Origin of the sequence: Acinetobacter equi (genome assembly GCF_001307195.1) — a bacterium.
Taxonomy (GTDB): Bacteria; Pseudomonadota; Gammaproteobacteria; order Pseudomonadales; family Moraxellaceae; genus Acinetobacter; species Acinetobacter equi.
Window position 1 is genome coordinate 1,804,318 of sequence record NZ_CP012808.1, and the last position, 18,058, is coordinate 1,822,375.

Annotated in this window: 23 protein-coding genes and 1 tRNA gene; 20 read left to right on the forward strand and 4 right to left on the reverse strand. The window is 36.1% G+C overall.

Features of this window, described 5'->3' with window-relative positions; translation table 11 throughout:
- Positions 1–18: 18 nt before the first annotated feature.
- A complete protein-coding gene (gene epmB, locus AOY20_RS08590) occupies positions 19–1,035 on the reverse strand; it encodes an EF-P beta-lysylation protein EpmB (protein WP_054581469.1) in 1,017 nt (338 codons plus the stop codon).
- Between the two features lie 381 nt (positions 1,036–1,416).
- Between epmB and efp the strand changes: the two genes are divergently transcribed.
- From efp to AOY20_RS08605, 3 genes are all read left to right on the forward strand, one after another.
- Positions 1,417–1,986, forward strand: coding sequence for an elongation factor P (gene efp, locus AOY20_RS08595; protein ID WP_054581470.1), 570 nt, complete (start codon positions 1,417–1,419; stop codon positions 1,984–1,986).
- A gap of 175 nt (positions 1,987–2,161) precedes the next feature.
- Positions 2,162–4,264, forward strand: coding sequence for a carbon starvation CstA family protein (locus AOY20_RS08600; protein ID WP_054581471.1), 2,103 nt, complete (start codon positions 2,162–2,164; stop codon positions 4,262–4,264).
- A 13-nt stretch (positions 4,265–4,277) separates the two neighbouring features.
- Positions 4,278–4,580: a YbdD/YjiX family protein gene (locus AOY20_RS08605; RefSeq protein ID WP_054581472.1), complete on the forward strand. Its 303-nt coding sequence runs from the start codon at positions 4,278–4,280 to the stop codon at positions 4,578–4,580.
- A 76-nt stretch (positions 4,581–4,656) separates the two neighbouring features.
- Here the strand turns inward: AOY20_RS08605 and AOY20_RS08610 are convergent, their stop codons facing one another.
- Positions 4,657–5,337, reverse strand: coding sequence for a hypothetical protein (locus AOY20_RS08610; RefSeq protein ID WP_054581473.1), 681 nt, complete (start codon positions 5,335–5,337; stop codon positions 4,657–4,659).
- A gap of 506 nt (positions 5,338–5,843) precedes the next feature.
- Here AOY20_RS08610 and AOY20_RS08615 point away from each other — a divergent pair.
- Positions 5,844–5,920, forward strand: a tRNA-Val gene (locus AOY20_RS08615).
- 175 nt (positions 5,921–6,095) lie between these two features.
- Entirely contained in the window at positions 6,096–7,106 is a 1,011-nt protein-coding gene (locus tag AOY20_RS08620) for a tyrosine-type recombinase/integrase (RefSeq protein ID WP_054581474.1), read from the forward strand.
- Between the two features lie 35 nt (positions 7,107–7,141).
- Here AOY20_RS08620 and AOY20_RS08625 read toward each other — a convergent pair whose 3' ends face one another.
- Entirely contained in the window at positions 7,142–7,423 is a 282-nt protein-coding gene (locus AOY20_RS08625; RefSeq protein WP_054581475.1) for a hypothetical protein, read from the reverse strand.
- Positions 7,423–7,911, reverse strand: a complete 489-nt coding sequence (locus tag AOY20_RS08630; protein ID WP_054581476.1) for a class I SAM-dependent methyltransferase — start codon at positions 7,909–7,911, stop codon at positions 7,423–7,425. The genes AOY20_RS08625 and AOY20_RS08630 overlap by 1 nt, the downstream gene beginning before the upstream one ends.
- Position 7,912: 1 nt before the next feature.
- Here AOY20_RS08630 and AOY20_RS08635 point away from each other — a divergent pair, with 1 nt between their 5' ends.
- The 15 genes from AOY20_RS08635 to AOY20_RS08700 all read left to right on the forward strand — a co-directional run bounded on the left by AOY20_RS08635 (position 7,913) and on the right by AOY20_RS08700 (position 17,986).
- Positions 7,913–8,983, forward strand: coding sequence for a phage major capsid protein (locus tag AOY20_RS08635; RefSeq protein ID WP_081403375.1), 1,071 nt, complete (start codon positions 7,913–7,915; stop codon positions 8,981–8,983).
- Positions 8,984–9,032: 49 nt separating this feature from the next.
- Complete coding sequence (locus AOY20_RS08640; RefSeq protein WP_144424763.1) at positions 9,033–9,215, forward strand: hypothetical protein; 183 nt, start codon at positions 9,033–9,035, stop codon at positions 9,213–9,215.
- Positions 9,212–9,499, forward strand: coding sequence for a head-tail connector protein (locus tag AOY20_RS08645; RefSeq protein WP_054581477.1), 288 nt, complete (start codon positions 9,212–9,214; stop codon positions 9,497–9,499). Before AOY20_RS08640 ends, AOY20_RS08645 begins: the two co-directional genes overlap by 4 nt.
- Entirely contained in the window at positions 9,500–9,862 is a 363-nt protein-coding gene (locus tag AOY20_RS08650) for a phage head closure protein (RefSeq protein WP_054581478.1), read from the forward strand.
- Positions 9,844–10,326: an HK97-gp10 family putative phage morphogenesis protein gene (locus tag AOY20_RS08655; protein WP_054581479.1), complete on the forward strand. Its 483-nt coding sequence runs from the start codon at positions 9,844–9,846 to the stop codon at positions 10,324–10,326. Before AOY20_RS08650 ends, AOY20_RS08655 begins: the two co-directional genes overlap by 19 nt.
- Positions 10,323–10,697: a tail completion protein gp17 gene (gp17, locus tag AOY20_RS08660; protein WP_081403376.1), complete on the forward strand. Its 375-nt coding sequence runs from the start codon at positions 10,323–10,325 to the stop codon at positions 10,695–10,697. The genes AOY20_RS08655 and gp17 overlap by 4 nt, the downstream gene beginning before the upstream one ends.
- Positions 10,698–10,801: 104 nt before the next feature.
- Positions 10,802–11,320: a Rha family transcriptional regulator gene (locus tag AOY20_RS08665; protein WP_054581480.1), complete on the forward strand. Its 519-nt coding sequence runs from the start codon at positions 10,802–10,804 to the stop codon at positions 11,318–11,320.
- Between the two features lie 69 nt (positions 11,321–11,389).
- Positions 11,390–11,860, forward strand: a complete 471-nt coding sequence (locus tag AOY20_RS08670) for a phage tail tube protein (protein ID WP_054581481.1) — start codon at positions 11,390–11,392, stop codon at positions 11,858–11,860.
- Entirely contained in the window at positions 11,860–12,330 is a 471-nt protein-coding gene (locus tag AOY20_RS08675) for a phage tail assembly chaperone family protein, TAC (protein WP_054581482.1), read from the forward strand. The genes AOY20_RS08670 and AOY20_RS08675 overlap by 1 nt, the downstream gene beginning before the upstream one ends.
- A complete protein-coding gene (locus AOY20_RS15240) occupies positions 12,327–12,557 on the forward strand; it encodes a phage tail assembly protein T (protein WP_081403377.1) in 231 nt (76 codons plus the stop codon). Before AOY20_RS08675 ends, AOY20_RS15240 begins: the two co-directional genes overlap by 4 nt.
- Positions 12,558–12,621: 64 nt before the next feature.
- Positions 12,622–13,062 (forward strand): Sbal_3080 family lipoprotein, encoded by a 441-nt coding sequence (locus AOY20_RS08680; protein ID WP_054581483.1) that lies wholly within the window; start codon positions 12,622–12,624, stop codon positions 13,060–13,062.
- Positions 13,063–13,076: 14 nt separating this feature from the next.
- The gene (locus tag AOY20_RS08685) at positions 13,077–13,424 is read left to right on the forward strand and encodes a hypothetical protein (RefSeq protein WP_054581484.1); all 348 of its coding nucleotides are present in this window, start codon (positions 13,077–13,079) and stop codon (positions 13,422–13,424) included.
- 58 nt (positions 13,425–13,482) lie between these two features.
- Positions 13,483–17,028, forward strand: coding sequence for a tape measure protein (locus AOY20_RS08690; protein ID WP_054581485.1), 3,546 nt, complete (start codon positions 13,483–13,485; stop codon positions 17,026–17,028).
- Positions 17,028–17,504: a hypothetical protein gene (locus AOY20_RS08695; protein ID WP_054581486.1), complete on the forward strand. Its 477-nt coding sequence runs from the start codon at positions 17,028–17,030 to the stop codon at positions 17,502–17,504. The genes AOY20_RS08690 and AOY20_RS08695 overlap by 1 nt, the downstream gene beginning before the upstream one ends.
- Positions 17,501–17,986 (forward strand): DUF1833 family protein, encoded by a 486-nt coding sequence (locus tag AOY20_RS08700; RefSeq protein WP_054581487.1) that lies wholly within the window; start codon positions 17,501–17,503, stop codon positions 17,984–17,986. Before AOY20_RS08695 ends, AOY20_RS08700 begins: the two co-directional genes overlap by 4 nt.
- The last annotated feature ends 72 nt before the right edge of the window (positions 17,987–18,058 follow it).

Sequence of the window (18,058 nt, forward strand, 5' to 3'; positions counted from 1 at the left end):
TGTTATGTCACCACATGGTCAATACGTTGTAACTCCAAAAAGCGGTGTTTTATTTTGCTCACCTGCAATTTCTCTTACTAATTTAGGTACTAAATACCCTGGTAAATTGGCTAAAACGTCTTTATAAATTTGATCAATCACTTTGGGGTTAAGATCGAAATGATGCGCACCTTTTACTTTATCTAATACATGTAAATAGTAAGGCATAATACCCGCATCAAATAAGCGGTAACTTAAGTTACACAATGCTTGTACCGAATCATTAACACCTTTGAGTAAAACTGCTTGATTCAGAACAGTGATATTTTCCTTTACAAGTGAATTAATTTTAGCGCATGTAAAATCATCTAATTCATTTGCATGATTGGAGTGTACCACCAGAATAATACGTAGCCTACTATTTTTAAAGATAGAAATAAGCTCGTCATCAATTCGATTTGGAATCACAATTGGAACACGTGAATGAACGCGGAGATATTTTAGTTGGTTGACTGTTTCTAAACGATCAATCCATAATTTAAGTTTGCGATTGGATAAAGTTAACGGATCACCACCACTAAGAATTACCTCATTAATATTTGATTGAGTTTCTATATAGTTTTTAATGTTTATCCAATCATCATTTTTAGGTAAATTTTCTTGATAAGGAAAGTGGCGACGAAAACAATATCGACAATGAACAGCACAAGCACCAGTTAATGTCAGTAAAAATCGTGATTTATATTTATGTAAAACACCAGGTTGTTGGTTTGCTTGTTCCTCACCCAATGGATCTGTGACAAAATCTGCATGATCTTCTAATTCTAAATGATGTGGTAATACTTGTAATAATAATGGATCAAAAATATTTGATTTTTCTATTTTATTTGCAAATGCACGGGGCACACGTAATTTGAATTGTTCAGATGCTAAAATAGCACCAGATAATAATTGATCAGGAGCAAGTTTTAATATTTCTAAAAGCTCTAAAGGATCTGTAATAAGGTCACTTAGTTGAGTTTGCCAGTTTTGCTCTTGGTACAAATAGTTTATCATGTTGGTTGTTTGAACATAATGCGAAGTGCGCGAGTTATAGCGAGCTAAACTCGGAGACTTATATTGTGGAAGATAGAATAAGCTGTGCAAACTAGAGAATGGTCTATCCATTGTCAAGTCAGCGTGATGATATTTCAAAATTTTACAACGAAAATATGCCAAATAAGCGGTATGTTGGGTTATCCGGGTAATAGATAAACAGTAAAACTACTGACTATCTAAATTTTACATTGATTCGCTATGTATTGCTCATTTAAAATGCTGATCATGAAAATGCATATATTGCATACAATTGATTAAAATTGTTGTAATACTCAATCTTAATGTCCAGTATTCTGCGCATTATATAATTTAAGTTAGTAAGTTTGGAGTGTGCCAGTCATGGCCTATTATTCTACGAATGATTTCAAGTCAGGCCTAAAGGTTATGCTTGATGGTAACCCATGTTCAATCATGGAAAACGAATATGTTAAGCCGGGTAAAGGGCAAGCTTTTAACCGTGTAAAACTACGTAACTTACGTTCTGGTAAAGTTTTAGAAAAAACATTTAAATCAGGTGATTCATTAGAAGCCGCTGACATTGTTGAAGTAGAAATGGACTACTTATATAACGATGGTGAAATGTGGAACTTCATGGATCCTGTAACATTTGAGCAAATCGCTGCAGATAAAGTTGCAATGGGCGATGCTGCAAAATGGTTAAAAGATGATTCAAATGAAAAATGTACAATTATGTTATTTAATGGTGTTCCATTAAACGTAAGTGCGCCTAATTTCGTTGTATTGAAAATTGTTGAAACTGATCCAGGTGTTCGTGGTGATACATCTGGCGGTGGTGGTAAACCAGCTAAACTTGAAACAGGTGCAGTTGTACGTGTTCCATTATTTGTTCAACAAGAAGAAAGCGTTCGTGTAGATACTCGAACTGGTGAATATTTAGAACGTGCATAATGGTTGAATAATAGACTATTATGATAAGGGATGATGTAAATCATCCCTTTTTTAATGCCAAAGTATTAGAGTAAATGATAATAATAGGAGTAAAGTCGCATAAATAGAAATCACAGTGCCTCATATCAATAAAATTGTGCTGATTAATTTAAATATGTAAGTTAGAGGGATTGACATGGACTCAGTTCAACAGAAGTCATCAATGGCTTCAAAAATAATATGGCTACTTGTCGCTATATTAGGTGCCGTATCATTTGGAATACTAGCGATTAGCCGAGGAGAGCATGTAAATGCCGTTTGGTTAATTTTAGCTGCAGCTTGTGTTTATAGTATTGCTTATCGGTTCTATAGTTTATTTATTGCCAATAAAGTTTTTGAATTAAATGAACGTCGTTTAACACCAGCCCATCGTATGAATGATGGTTTAGATTATGTTCCAACAAATAAAAGTGTTTTATTTGGGCACCACTTTGCCGCTATTGCAGGTGCTGGTCCCTTGGTTGGTCCAATTTTAGCTGCACAAATGGGTTATTTGCCTGGAACAATCTGGCTGTTGGTTGGTGTTGTTTTAGCAGGTGCAGTTCAAGACTTTTTAGTTCTTTTTATTTCGACTCGTCGAGATGGTCGTTCATTAGGTGAAATGGCAAAACAAGAGCTAGGTTCTTTTGCTGGAATTATCGTTATGCTTGGTGCACTAGGCGTGATGATTATCATTTTAGCGGTACTTGCACTTGTGGTTGTAAAGGCATTAACAAATAGCCCGTGGGGTGTATTTAGTATTGCAGCAACAGTACCAATTGCAATTTTTATGGGCATTTATATGCGATATATTCGCCCAGGTCGAATTGCAGAAGTTTCTATCATTGGTTTCGTTCTGATGATGGCAGGTATTATTTACGGTGGAGATGTAGCACAACATCCTTACTGGGGACCATTCTTTACATTATCAGGTACAGAGTTAACTTGGTGGTTAATTGGATATGGTTTCGTTGCATCAGTATTACCCGTTTGGTTGTTATTGGCTCCGCGTGATTACTTATCTACATTCTTAAAAATTGGTGTCATTGCGGGTCTTGCAATTGGTATTTTATTTGCAATGCCAGAAATGAAAATGCCAGCCATTACTCAATTTGTGGATGGTACAGGTCCTGTTTTTGCTGGTTCATTATTCCCATTCTTATTTATTACAATTGCCTGTGGTGCTATTTCAGGTTTCCACGCCTTGGTTTCTTCTGGAACAACGCCAAAACTTGTGAATAACGAAAAAGATATTCGCATGATTGGTTATGGCGGTATGTTAATGGAATCTTTTGTTGCAATTATGGCTTTAGTCTGTGCAACAATTTTAGATCCAGGTGTATATTTTGCGATTAACTCCCCAGCAGCATTATTAGGTACAACCGTTGAGTCTGCAGCAGAAGCGGTAAGAAATTTAGGTTTTGTAGTAACACCTGAAGCATTAACTTTACTTGCCCAAGAGGTTGGTGAAAACTCAATTTTATCTCGTACTGGTGGTGCACCGACCTTTGCAATTGGTATGGCGCATATCATTACTGAGATATTTAACAGCCGTGAAATGATGGCATTTTGGTACCACTTTGCCATTTTATTTGAAGCATTATTTATTTTAACAGCTGTAGATGCTGGTACTCGTGCATGCCGTTTTATGGTGCAAGATACTGTTGGTATTGTGATTCCTGCTGTAAAAAATTCACATAACCTTTTTGGTAATATGTTGGGTACAGCTGTAGCAGTTGCTGGATGGGGCTTCTTTGTTTATCAAGGTGTGGTTGATCCATTAGGCGGTATTAATAGCTTATGGCCACTCTTTGGTATTGGTAACCAAATTCTTGCAGCAATGGCATTGATTTTGGGTACAGTAATTCTATTCAAAATGAAAAAGCAGAAATATGTTTGGGTTACTATTATTCCGACAGTATTCTTATTTATTACTTCAATGACAGCGGGTTGGCAGAAAATTTTCCACGAAAATCCAAAAATTGGTTTCTTAGCACAAGCAGATCGTTTCTCTGATGCTATTGCTCGTGGTGAAATTTTGAAACCAGCAACTTCAATGGCCGAAATGCAAAATATTGTATTATCAAATCAAATTAATGCAGCATTATGTGCATTCTTTATGATTGTAGCTGTAGTTATGCTAATTGCTGCAATTGGAGTTATTCGCCGTGCACTTGCAAATCCTGAACCATCAGTAAATGAAGCAGAAGCTATTTATGTTGATCCTGCTGAATTAGAGCCACCAAAAGCAGCTCATTAAAAGGGGATATGAAATGAACCTTAAGTTTGCAAAAAATGGAAAGGCTGTAATTTATAAAATCATTAAGATGACCATTATGTCGCAAAAAGACCTAATTCTAAATCCAAAGAATTGGTCTAGAATTGCAACATTGTGGCAACGACTACAGCAAAGTTTTCGTTTAATGGTTGGTGTTCCTGATTATCAAAATTATTTGGAACATATGAAAAAACATCATCCTGACTTAGAAGCAATGGATGCAAAAACATTCTATCGTTATTGCGTGGATAGTCGTTATCCAAGTGCAGGCAGTAGTATGAAAAAATGTCCATGCTAAGTGTGAAAATATAAGTTTTTAATTCAAAAAGCCAGATGAAATATCTGGCTTTTTTATTCAATGATCTTGAATTAATTTAAAAAGAATATGCAATCCCAGCTTTAGCAACGGGATGCCATTTAAAAAAGAAATTATCATTTAATTCATAATGTGTGAATTTTGGATCTGCTTTTACTTCATTGTTATTAATATGAGTTAAGCGAACAGTAGGTGAGCCTGTATAATATATGCCAATTTCAAAGAAGCCACTCCAATTCAAATTAAATTTTGGTGACAGTCCTACACCTAAATAAGGTGCAATGGGGTTTCCATAATCCAATAATCCTTTTGCATCAATCTCAAAGTTTTTAGGAATAAATTTATTTAATTGACTAGGGCGTGCTTCTCCAACTTTAAAATTTTGATGAATATCATAATTATCACCAATGTACCCAATTCCTATAGTGGTATGAAAAGCCTGTAACCAGTTATTGGGACTATATGTCCATGGTCGAAAAGTTGTGTTGATATATGTTCTATTATTATTCATTTCAATGTTATAGCGAATTCCATTAATTTTTATATTATTTTTCCAGTTTACCTGACCACCATTATAACCTAGAGCAAGACTTATATAAGGATTAACATTATAGATAATGGCTCCACCATAACCAGATAAACCACCTTCAGTTCGAATAGAAAAATCTGTTGTAGCATAAGCTAATGTCGATGAAACAGTTAGTAAGTTTGTTACGCAAATGAGTAGGATGCTTTTCATTATTGAGCCTTATCAATGTTTATATGTTATAAAGTTTGAGTTTTAAATTTTTATTATTAATTTTGATAATTTAAGACACTAATATATTAGTAACATTAATAATTGTTAAGATTGTAAGATATTGTTTTTAAAATTATTTTTAAATGTAAAAGATTAAGGGTACTCGCATGATATTTAAATATAAATTACATAAAAAATCACATAAATATAACAGATATTAAATTTTGTTCTAAAAAGTAAAAAAGAAAATAATAGAGTCTTTCATAAGTTACTTTTTAATCTAATAAGAATCATAGAACTTGAATCAAAAGACAAGAAGTATAAGACTTAGAGCCCTTTACTGATTAATAAGAATACAATTATGAAAGAGGGGCAGTATATTATTTACTTTATGGAGTGAATTTCTTTAAATGTGTTTAAAATAAGATCAATGACAAGGATGCTAAAAAATCTAGGAAAAAGCACTTGTTTTACATCTTAAAATTGAATATGATTCTGCACACTTTAGGTGTATAGCTCAGTTGGTTAGAGCGCTACGTTGACATCGTAGAGGTCTCCAGTTCGAATCTGGATATACCTACCAAGATTCAAAGCCAGAAATGGTAAGGGTTTTAAGCGAAATCAGTAGCTTAAAGCCCTTTTTTTATGTCTATAATAATATATGTTAATATCTGCCTATTCGGCTTAAAGGGCGAATTAAGCCGATTCTGCCGAATAATTTACGTCAAATTTACGTCAAGAATTTTGAGTTTTACGTCATGAAAATACCAAAACCTAGAAAGCGTGGTGAAGCTTATTACATCGAGATCATGATTGATGGAAAACGCTCATCTGCAACTCGTGACACAGCCAAAGAATGTGAACAATGGGCAGCACAAAAAATACTTGAAGCTAAAGCAAATAAATTGGCAGAAGACCAAGGTGTAAAACAGCATTACCCATTTAAAACACTTTTTTATAAATACTACGATGAAGTGGGTAAAAAGCTTCGCGGTTCAATTTATGTAAAAGAACAATTAAAACCATTTGAAGAAAAGTTTGGTGCACTGGCAGAAATGTCGATTCATGAAATTACACCAAAGCATTTAACTGCCTGGAGAAACAAACGAGCAAAAGAAGTGGGAGCGAATACCTTACTTCGTGAAATGGCTTTATATAGTTCTGTTTTTAGTTATGCAGTAAAGGAGCTATTTTTGCTTGATGTGAATCCGTGGACCAATGTCAAAAAACCAGTAAAGCCTAAAGCTCGTCATCGTCGTATTCGAGATAATGAAATACAGTTAATTCTTGAATCATTAAATTACAGTGAAGGGCAGACACCAACTGAACCAGATCATTATGTTGCATGGGCATTTTTATTTGCACTTGAAACAGCAATGCGTCGTGGTGAAATTCTTGGTATTCAAATGACAGATATTTTTGATCGTCATGTACATTTACCAAAAACAAAAAATGGTGATGCTCGTAATGTGCCATTAACTAAAAAGGCATTAGCTCTTTTAGATCTGATTGAACATGATGGACCTAAACTTATTCCACAGTCAGAAAATGCATTTAGATTAATGTGGGAAAGAAGAAAGGCGAAAGTAGGATTAGAAGATATTCATTTTCATGATGCACGACATGAAGCGATTACAAGATTTGTGAATAATCAAAAATTGCCTGTTGAGGTATTAGCGAAAGTGACAGGGCATAAGAACATTAAAGTGTTAGTGAATACTTATTACAATCCTGATGTGAATGATATTGCAGATATGTTGGATGCGTAAAATAAGGGGTATACATAAAATGTACCCCCTTTGATTTAATTCTTTCTTGGTCGTCTATTTTTTGATGTCTTCTGCCCTAAAATTAAATGAGCTTCATCAGGTTTGTATTTACATTTTCGCCCAACACCACGATTAATAGATACAAGTCTATCTCGAACAGTATCTTCACTAATTCCATACTTAACAGCTAATTCCTGTGGCGATACAAATTCAGGACTTACATCTTTAATGGCCACAACTTTTGCACCACCAGCAACTTCAGCACCAATAAAAAGTTGAGGTACATCACCAGTGACAGTAATTTGATACACTCCCATCAACAAACCTCCTTCAAACGTTCCACCTTTATAAATGTCATCCAATGTGTATTGGCACGTTTTCCACTAATGTGGCCAAACAAAGGTTTTTGATCTGTTAGCTTTAAAATTTCAGAAACCTTAATTTGAGTTTCATTCCATTTAAAAATCAAAACACCATCAGTGGCCAACACACGGAAACATTCTGAAAAGCCTTTTCTTAAATCTTCACGCCAATCATTTTCAAGCTTTCCATATTTCAGGGCCAACCAAGATTGCTTGCCTGCACGTACTAAGTGTGGCGGATCAAAAACGACTAATTTAAATTGGCCATCATCAAAAGGCATATTACGAAAGTCCATTTCAACATCTGGACTAACTTCTAATGAGCGACCATCACAAAGAATATGGTTTTCAGTTCTAATATCGCCAAAAACAACATTTTCATTTTGAGAGTTTAAAACCCAGGTTGATGCTGTAAAAGCGATTGCCGAAGAATACAAAGGCAAAATGGCTCACAACGACAAAATTACAGCTGAAGCAAAAGCCCAAGCTGATGATGCCTTAACAAAACTGAATGAAACTAAAAGCCAGTTGCAAGATTTGGCTCAAAAAATGTCACGTCGACAAAATGATGGTGATCCTGAAGTTAAATCAGGTGGTCGTGAATTTGTTGAAAGTGCTGAATATAAAGCTGCAGCTGAATCGGAATTTAAAGGTATTACTCGTCGTGAGCTTAAAAATACGATTGGTACCACTGAAGTGGCAGGGAATATTCAACCAACTAATCTTGGTTTGATTTTACCAAATCAACAGCGTTTAACAATTCGTGATCTGCTTGCTGGTGGGAAAATGTCTGGCAACTCTCTTGAATATGTTCAGGAAGCTGGCTTTACCAATAATGCAGCAGTGGTAGCTGAAAAAGGCAATAAACCTGAATCTGCAATCACTTTTGAAGACAAAGACGCAAAAGCTGTTGTAATTGCTCATTGGTTAAAGGTCACTACTCAGATGCTGAGTGACGCTCCTGCGCTTGAGTCATACATTAACAACCGTTTACGTCATGGACTTGATATTAAACTTGAAAATCAAATCCTTAAAGGTGATGGGACATCAGGGAATATCGCAGGTCTTCTAACACAAGCCACTGAATACGCTCCTCCTGCTGGTGTCACTGGTGCCAATATGTTTGATGTGTTGCGCTACGCGATGCTTCAAGTTGTTTTAGCGGATGATTATGCAAATGGTCATGTTCTTAACCCTATCGATTGGGCAATCATGGAGACCACTAAAGATGAAAATGGACGCTATTTGATTGGTGATCCTCAATCTAAAGCAGTTCCTACGCTTTGGGGCTTGCCAGTGGTCCAAACTCAAGCGATGGATGCTGGTAGTTTCTTGACAGGAGCATTTAATACTGCTGCTCAATACTTTGAGCGTTGGGGAGCGTCTGTGCAGCTAGGATTGACTGGTGATGATTTCACATCAAACAAACGTACAATCCTTGCTGAAACTCGTGGTGCATTAGCTGTGTATCGTCCTGAATCATTAATCTATGGTTCTTATGTTCCTAGTCCTTAATTGCTGATTGAAAGAGCAGGCATATGTCTGCTCTTTCGGAGTACTAATCATGAAATACATAGTGAAGCGTCCGCATTTTGGTGATAAAGACTTCAAAGTGGGTGATATTCGCGAAGCCAAACCTAATGAAGTTGCACACCTGGTAAAAAATGGAATTTTAAAAGAATTACCAGAAGAAGTAACAGAAACAAAGCAGATAAAACCCCGTTCAACAAAGGCGAAATCAGAATGATTGACCTCGATCGAGCTAAATTGCATTGTCGTGTAGATCATGATGATGAAGATGAAATATTTCGAGACTTAATTGCTGAAGCGGATGAAGTTATTGAAAATGATTTAGATCGTAAAATCATCATAAATGAAGCCGATCGAAGCAATGATTGTGATTTATTGGATAATAAATGGTTGGATTCAGCTCGGCTTATATATATTCAATATCGCTATAGTCGTAGCCTAGAAGATAAGCCTCAAGCGTATTTAAGTTTGTTGCAAAAATTTCGCATCATGGGAGTTTAGATGGTGGATTTATCAGAAAAACTACCTCACCGCATCCGAATAGAATCATTCGTTGAAACCCAAGACCAAAAAACAGGTCACATCACTGAAGAATGGTCAGAATTTACAACTGTTTGGGGAAAACATGAAGGTTTATCCACAAAAGATATTCTTCAAGCTCAAGCTATTAATTCAACTATGTCGGCACGTTGCAAGATTCGCTATAGCAAGAAAGCAATTCAGATTGATTCGACTATGCGAGTGTTGTTCCGTGGCAAATATTGGAAAATTGATGGTGATCCAATGCCCGATAATGAAAGCGGTCTTGAGTGGATTACTTTGAACCTTGCTGAAGGTGAAGCATCATGGCAACCTCAGACTTAAAAATTGATGGTCTTGATGAATTCAACAAAAAAATTGCAGAACTCACCGATATTAAAAAAGTAAGATCAAGAGCTAATTCATCTGCTCGTAAAGCAATGCAACTTGTTCAAATGGTTGCAATGATTGGTGCATCTCGAATTGATGACCCTGCAACAAGAGAAGCGATTCAAGAAAATATTGTAGTTCGTGCAGGAAAAACACGAAGTATTAATGAAATTCGTATGCGAGTTGGTGTGTTGGGTGGTGCTGCGGTAAATGGTAGATCAGATAGAGCTAAACTTTCAGCTTTACCAGGTGGTGAAACGGTTTACTGGCGTTATTTAGAGTTTGGCACATCCAAGATGCCAGCAGTACCATTTATGCGACCAGCTTTGTCTGAAAACATTCAAAAAGTTACAGATGAATTTGCAAAGACATTTATGAAGTCCATCGAGACTGCAATAGCGAAAGGCAAAATATCATGACAGCACCAATCTTTGAATTGCTTAATGCAGATGATGAAGTTAAGTCATTTTTGAAGTCAGGCAATATTTTAAGAGCTTATGAATTTGGCTTAGCACCTGATAAACCTAAAACACCATATTTGGTGTGGCAAGATATTTCAGGTAACCCACAAAATAATCTTGATTGTCCTGCATTAACTGATCATATCTCTATTCAAATTGATATTTACACACATGATGTTCGTGATTTAGCAATGATAAAAAACGCTGCACGACGAGCATTAGAACAAGATAATTCATGCACGATTACAGGTTTACGTGGCAATAGTCGTGAACATGATACAAAGCTTTATCGAACTGGTTTTGATAGCAACTGGTTTGTTGATCGTTAATTAAATAATTTTCATATAGCACCCAATCGGGTGCTTTTTTTATGCCTATTTATTATTCCAAATGCATTCAATAAATAGGTTAACCACAACTCAAGGAGTTAAACATGAATGCAAAAATTGAAGTTTTAAAAATTGTTGATGTTGAGAATGGTGTTCCAAAAACCACAACTATGCAAATAGCATTAGGGTTGGGAATTCAGCATAAATCTGTCATTCAGTTGGTACGAAGTTACAAATCTGATTTTTCAGAGTTTGGCCCATTGGCATTTGAAATGCGGATGGGTGCTCCATTGCCCCAAGGTGGTTATGGGCATTCTTTGCAATATGCAGTTCTAAATGAACAGCAAGCAACTTTACTTCTAATCTATATGCGTAATAGTCCAAGAGTTCGTGAGTTTAAAAAAGCATTAGTAAAAGCATTCTTTGAAGCACGTACATTATTACAAACAGATTATTTTGCACTTATTCAACAACGAGAAGCACTAAACGCAAAACTTGAATGTGAAAAAGATATTGCTAGTGCATGTGGTCGTGGCTTGGCAGGATGGAAAAAACAACGTGATTGTTTAACAACAGCAATAGCCAATGTAGATCGACAAATTCAACCATGCTTATTTGAATAAATAAATTTTATTAAACCCATACCTCCTTAACGGAGGTTTTTTTATGCCTAAAAAGAGGAGTAGCTACTCATGGCACGTATTAAAGCGCAAGGTACACAGGTATTTGCGGTAGTTGATGGCGCAGTGGTGCGTTTCTCATGTCCTAAAGCATTTTCATTTGGTGAGGATGCATTCACAAAAATTGATGCTACTTGTCTAGATGCTGATACCAAAGATTATGAACGTGGTTTACGTGATCCGGGTGAAGGTTCAATTCAAATTGATTTGGATGATGAAAATGCAAGTCATCTACAGTTAATTGAATTAGCGGATTCAGGTGAAAAAATTGAATGGTATGTTGGCTCAAGTCACTCAAAAGCACCTCCAACTTATGAAGCTGTTTCGGGTATTGAGTTACCAGAAGATCGTATTTGGTGGTCATTCAAAGGTTATTTAAATCCATCTGCACCAACAACAGAACAGGATACTTTAGTAAGTTATACATTCACTTTAGTTCGCACATCTAAAGTTGTGACAACTCCACGTACGGTGACTTCATAATGGCTAAAAAGAAAGAAATTAAACAGGTTGAAGCGCCTATTAAGCTTGCTATCAATGACTTTTTAAAGTTATCAAATGATGCTGTATCTGAGCTTGTGGAAAAGGAGGTTTTCTTTTTCCATGAAGATAAAGAATATAGTGTGGATGTAGGTATTAAGATTTTGTCATATGATGAAGTTGTTAACTTGATGCGTGGAAAAGATGCTCAAAAAACACTTATGTCTGATTTAATTAAATCTCGTATCGCAGCATCAATTTTTAATAAAGAAACTAAAAAGCCTCTTTTCTCCAATAATGATGTTGGAAAAATTCTCCCTAGTCTTATGGATGCTTTACACAAAGCATCTGATGAGGTGAATGATTTTTCGGGAAAGTATCTGATGGAAAAATTGATGAAGAAGAATTCTGGTGTGAACTCGTCATCAACGGAATCGGTGGAAGAACAATCACAGAAGCCAAGCGAAGAATAAGTAATACGGAATTTCAAATTTGGAGAGCTTATCGTGAAAAACGAGGCTCTCTTTTTACTGCAAGACGTATTGAACAATCGATTGGTGGATTATCGGCACTTTATGTATCTTTAAAAGGTGTAAAAGATGTTGATCCATATAGCTTCATGCCACATGAGCAAAAACCACAACAGGTTGAAATGTCGCTTGAGGAATATATGATGCAGCAGTTTGGGGAAGGGAATTAACTTAGGTTAGTTTCTTTTTCAACTAATATTTAGTATTTTAAGGTCATTCTTAAAGGATGATTTTATGAAAAAAATATTAGGGTTGTGTTTTGTGGTTGGTTTAGTTGGGTGTACATCAATTCAAGTGAATAATGCTACTGGGTTTAATCCAAATAGTATAAGACAAGTTTGTATTGTTAATAATCCAAAAGTAATTATTAAAGATTTTGATAGTTTGGTTGAGAAAAGTTTCGCTCGTTATGACATAGGTACAAAAGTTATTAAAGATTCTGATGATATGAGCCTATGCCAAACAATCCTAAACTATACAGCTTTAAGATCATGGGATATGGCACCTTACATGGTTTCTGCTCAGTTCAATTTAATTCAAAATGGAAAACAAGTTTCTGAAGCATCGTTTAGATTAAAAGGTAATGGTGGGTTAGCACCAAATAAATGGCGTAGCACTGAAACCAAGATCAATGAATTGGTAGATCAGTTACTTGAAAAAACTCCTAAGAAGTGAGTAGTGGGATAGTCATGAAAAAAATTATTATTGGATTGTGTTTTGCTTTAAGTTTTCAGCTAACAAATGCTAGTACCATGCCTATAGAAGAACAAGAGGAAAAGTTGGGTTTTTGCAAAGAAGTCTTAGGTGCAGCTATATTTAATAGTGTGTTGGAAACGGTGTGTGATTTTGATGGGGGTGTCAAAGATAAGTTGAAAAATATCTATGATTCAGCTGATTGTAGAGAGATTGTTCCACAGGAAACGGTTGAAAATTTATCAAGAGATGTATTGCAAGACTCAAGAGATAGATACAAGGTTTTTGGGGAAAAGAAATTTTGCGAGGATAATTTAAGAGGTTATTCTGATTTAATGGATTAAAGAGAATCAATTAATTATTACCGCCCTTTAGGCGGTTTTTTTACGCCTAGAGGTTTATATGAGTACAAAACTCGGAACATTAACGCTTGATTTAGTTGCAAAAATCAGCAACTTTTCAGAACCAATGAAAAAAGCAGGTGATACTGCTCAAAAAGAATCTAAACGTATTGAATCAAGTATTAACTCTGCAACAAAAGCTATTACTGCTTTGGGTGCTACAGCATTAGCTGGCTTAACTGTGGGTGCTGTAATTGAAAGTGCAGATGCTTACGGTCAAATGGCTGCACGAATTAGAAATGCAACAAAAGATACAGAAGAGTATGATTTAGTACAAAAAAGACTGCTAAATACAGCGAATGGAACATATCGCGCCTTAGGTGAGGCTCAAGAAGTTTATTTGGGTCTTTCAGGGGGGTTAAAAGAATTAGGATATAACACTCAACAGGTTTTGGATATTTCTGATTCTTTATCTTATTCATTTGTACACAATGCTACTTCTGCTGATAAAGCACAATCTGCAATGAGTGCGTACGGTAAGGTTTTAGATAAGGGTAAGGTTGAGGCTGATTCTTGGTTCTCAATCATGGCAGCAGTACCAAATATTCTAGATGATGTTGCCAAGGCAACTAATAAACTGCCTTCCGAAATTCGTAAACTAGGAGCTGAAGGAAAATTAGCTGCTGAAGACTTAAATAAAGGTTTTCTACTATCAAGAGATGCAAACCAAGCATTAGCTGATGCAATGGAAAACTCGCTTGCTGATGGTATGTTTGCTTTAAAGAATGGATTTAGTGTTCTTGTTGGTGAGGCAAATATGGCTACAGGTGCCACAAGCACATTAGCCGCAGGATTGGCAACAGTTGGTGATGTTTTAGTATTAGCCTCTGATAATTTAGATGTTCTTGCTGTTGCTGGCGGTACTGCTGCGGCTGTTTTAGCACTAAAAATGACACCTGCAATTTGGTTGAGTGGAAAGGCTTTTGTGTCATCTTCTATTGATGCCTTAAAATACCAAGTAGCTGTTACTCGCTTGTCTGCACAAATATCGATAACATCTACAACCATGACAATCATGGGTGGTGCTGCTCGTGGTGCGTTGGCTGTTTTGGGTGGTCCAGTAGGATTAGTCTTAACTGTTGCAACCGTTGCTGCAAGTTATGCTTTATTTCGTGATAAAACAAAAGATTCAACAGTTTCTTTGCGTGAAAACAATGAAACCGTGGAAGAAGCAATTAAGAAATATACTGAGTTAGATAAGATTAAACGAGCAGGGCAATTAGTTGAAGAACGTGAAAAGTTAGAAGAATTAACTGATGCATATGGAAATGCAAATAATGCATTAATCTCATATGCATGGAGAATGACACGCAGCACTGATATGACCACAACACAAGCTAGGGAATTTAATAGCTTGGTTGGTAAGTATAAGTCTGGTGAGATTACACTTGAACAATTATCTGATGCAGTGGGTAAAAATACCAATTTTACTCAAAAGCAAAAAGATGAGTTCATTAAACATGCTTCTAGTCTTCGCAGTTCTTCTGATGCGATGAATACCCAAAAAGGATTTGTTGAAAAGCTAATTGATTTAAATCCAAAATTAGCAAAGTCTCATGATGGAATTACAAGTGCAATTGATCGCCAAAAAAATGCATATGCATCTTTATCTGAACAGCAAAAGAAAGTGTATGACAGCATAGATAAGCAGTTACAGCGTGAGAAATATATTCAACTAAATGTTTCAAATGGAACAATGAGTCGTGAACAAGCGGAATATTTTGCAGATAAACGCATTGAGGCTGGCATACCTTTTAATGAAAAATTATCTAAAGTTATGTACACGCAAATTGAAGCAGGGCGTACTTTAGAAAAGCAAAATGAAGCAAGATTAGAGTCTGAGAAAAAGTCTTTAGAAGCCCAAAAGAAAAAGGCTGAGTTTGCTGAAAAGAATTATTCTTACAGCAAGTCAGATTTACAAATTCTTGAAAGAGTTTCTAAATTAAATGCAGAGCATAGCTTAAATAAAATCAGTGCAAAGCAAGGTGTACCTGATAATTTGGTTGCTGCAATAATAGCGCAAGAGTCTGGTGGGTTAATTAATGCTAAAAGCCCAACAGGTGCTATTGGACCAGGACAAACGACTAGTATCTTTAGAAAGCAATATGGCTTGTCTGTAGCTGATTCTTATGATGTTAAAAAGGTTGCCGAAGCTATAACAACGGATTTAGCAAAGTCCTTTGAGGTTTTTGGAAATTGGAAAGACGCAGTTACAGCCTATAACGCTGGTGTGGCTGGTACAAAAAGCTTAAATGCAAAAGGTTTTACAGGTTCTGCCGCAAAAACAAAAGAAGCAAGAAATTATGCGCCATCGGTTGATAAGTTTTTTGCTGGTTTAAATGGCTCATCTTCAAAAAGTTTAGGGTTTTCTTCTCAGGAAGCGGTTTTAAGCATTAAAGAGCTTGGTGAATACTGGGAAAATGTTGAAGCAGAAAAAGCAAAATCTCTAGCTCGACAAAAAACGGTAATGCAGGCTTATTATTCTGAAGAGGAGGCAATGGCTGAAGCTCATGAACAGGCTAAAGTTGAAATTGAAAAGGCTTTTGCTGGTAATAAAGAGTTAATAGCTGAATATTTAGCAAAGCAAGAAAAAGCCTATCAAAAAGATGTGAATGCTTTTAAAGAAGCTCAACATCAAAAAGCTATTTCAGCTTATGAGGCAGTTTATAACCCTTTAGCTAATATGCAAAGCATTGGCATGAATGCAACTGCTATGGCTACTTTAAGTCCTGCAGAGTATCAAAAATGGGAGTTAAATAACCAACATCAAGCAGGGTATTCGCAGTTAGCTGATAGTTTTTCTCTTACTCAGCAAGCAATTAATGACAGTGAATATATTTCTGAGACAGAGAAATATGCACAGCTTGAAGCAATTTATGAGCAGTATCTTCAAAATAAAGCTTCACTTGCTGAGCAGTATGCAGTTGAAGAGCAAAAGCTTATTCAAAGTCAACATGATGCTCAAATGGGTATTTGGCAAGATTTGCTTACCAGAACAGGTACCGTATTTAGCCAAATGGCTGAAATGGTAAAAAACACCTCTGGCGAATCAAGCGCAGCATATAAGGCAATGTTTTTAACCAATCAAGCTATTTCAATGGCTCAAGCTTTGATTAATACCGAGGTTGCAGCAACAAAAGCCATGGCGGAAGGTGGGATGATTGCAGGTATTCCAATGGCAACAGCAATTCGAGCTTTAGGTTATGCTTCTGTTGGAATGATTGGTGCACAAACTATTGCAGGTATGGCTCACGATGGTATCGACAACGTACCAAAAGAAGGCACATGGCTGTTAGATAAAGGTGAGCGAGTTGTTGATAGCCGAACCAACTCTGATTTGAAAAACTATCTTTCTAATCAGAAACAACAAGCTCCACAAATCACAATCAATAATAATGCTAACGCTGATGTTCAGACTCGTCAGAACTCAGATGGCAGTATTGATATTGATTTAGTTGAAAGACAGCTCGCTAACAGATTAAGTAATGCAAACAGTGTTATTTCCAAATCACTTAAACAGAATACAACAGCGTCACGGAGACGATAATGCACAAATTATTGTACTGCTCGACTCAATCAGGCTATTCAGCCCAAATTGGTGATGGTGTTATTTCTCAAGATTTGGAAGGTGGTGCACCACGATTTAGACGAGCCTTAAAAGGCACATATCACACAGCATCGGTGCAATGGGTTGTTAAAGAAAAAGGCTATCAATATTTGATGGCTTTTTATCGTGTGTGGGCAAGAAACCCAAATCAACGATTTTTAGCAAAACTTTGTATTGATAATGCGACTGTTGAAGACTACCAGTGTTATTTTTCAGGAACTCCAAAGCTAAATAATAAAGATGGTGGTGTTTATACGGTTTCGGCTGAACTTCGAGTTAAACCACTCAATATCAATCCTGATATGGATGATTTAATCGTCAGTGCTGGTGATGAAGGTGTGGATCTAAATGAACTTTGGAATCCGCTTGAAAAACTAGTCAATGAAAGCCTACCTGATGCATTGGAGAAACTATGACGGATTACACAGCATTTTTTCTTAATAATTCAGGTGGGGTTGTTCAACTTGAATGCCTTGAAATATCACACCCAAGTTTTTCTAAAACCTTTCGTTATATTCGGAATGATGAAGATGGGATGATTATTGGTGGTCTTTCCTATAAGTACCAACCTATGTCAATCAAACGATCTAATGTGACGAATGATTTAGAGCAACGGTTATCTATTACGCTTGCTGATATGGAAGATGAATTTATGAATGCGATTGAAAACATTCGTACTTCATCTAGTCCAAGAGTAAAACCAAAGATTGTTTTTAAAATCTATCGTGATGATGATTTATCAGCACCAATGATTGAAATGCAAACTTTGGAAGTTCCAACAATATCTAAAGACAGCACAGGGCTTGTGACATTTGATGCTCAAGCACCTGAATTGAACGCAGTTAGAACAGGTCGCCTTTATACCTTTGAAGATTATCCGTTATTACGTGGAATTTAAGGCAAAAAAAACCCACTGTATGCTCTCATATACAATGGGTCGTGTAAGAATCTTAACTATTCTTGGGGGTGT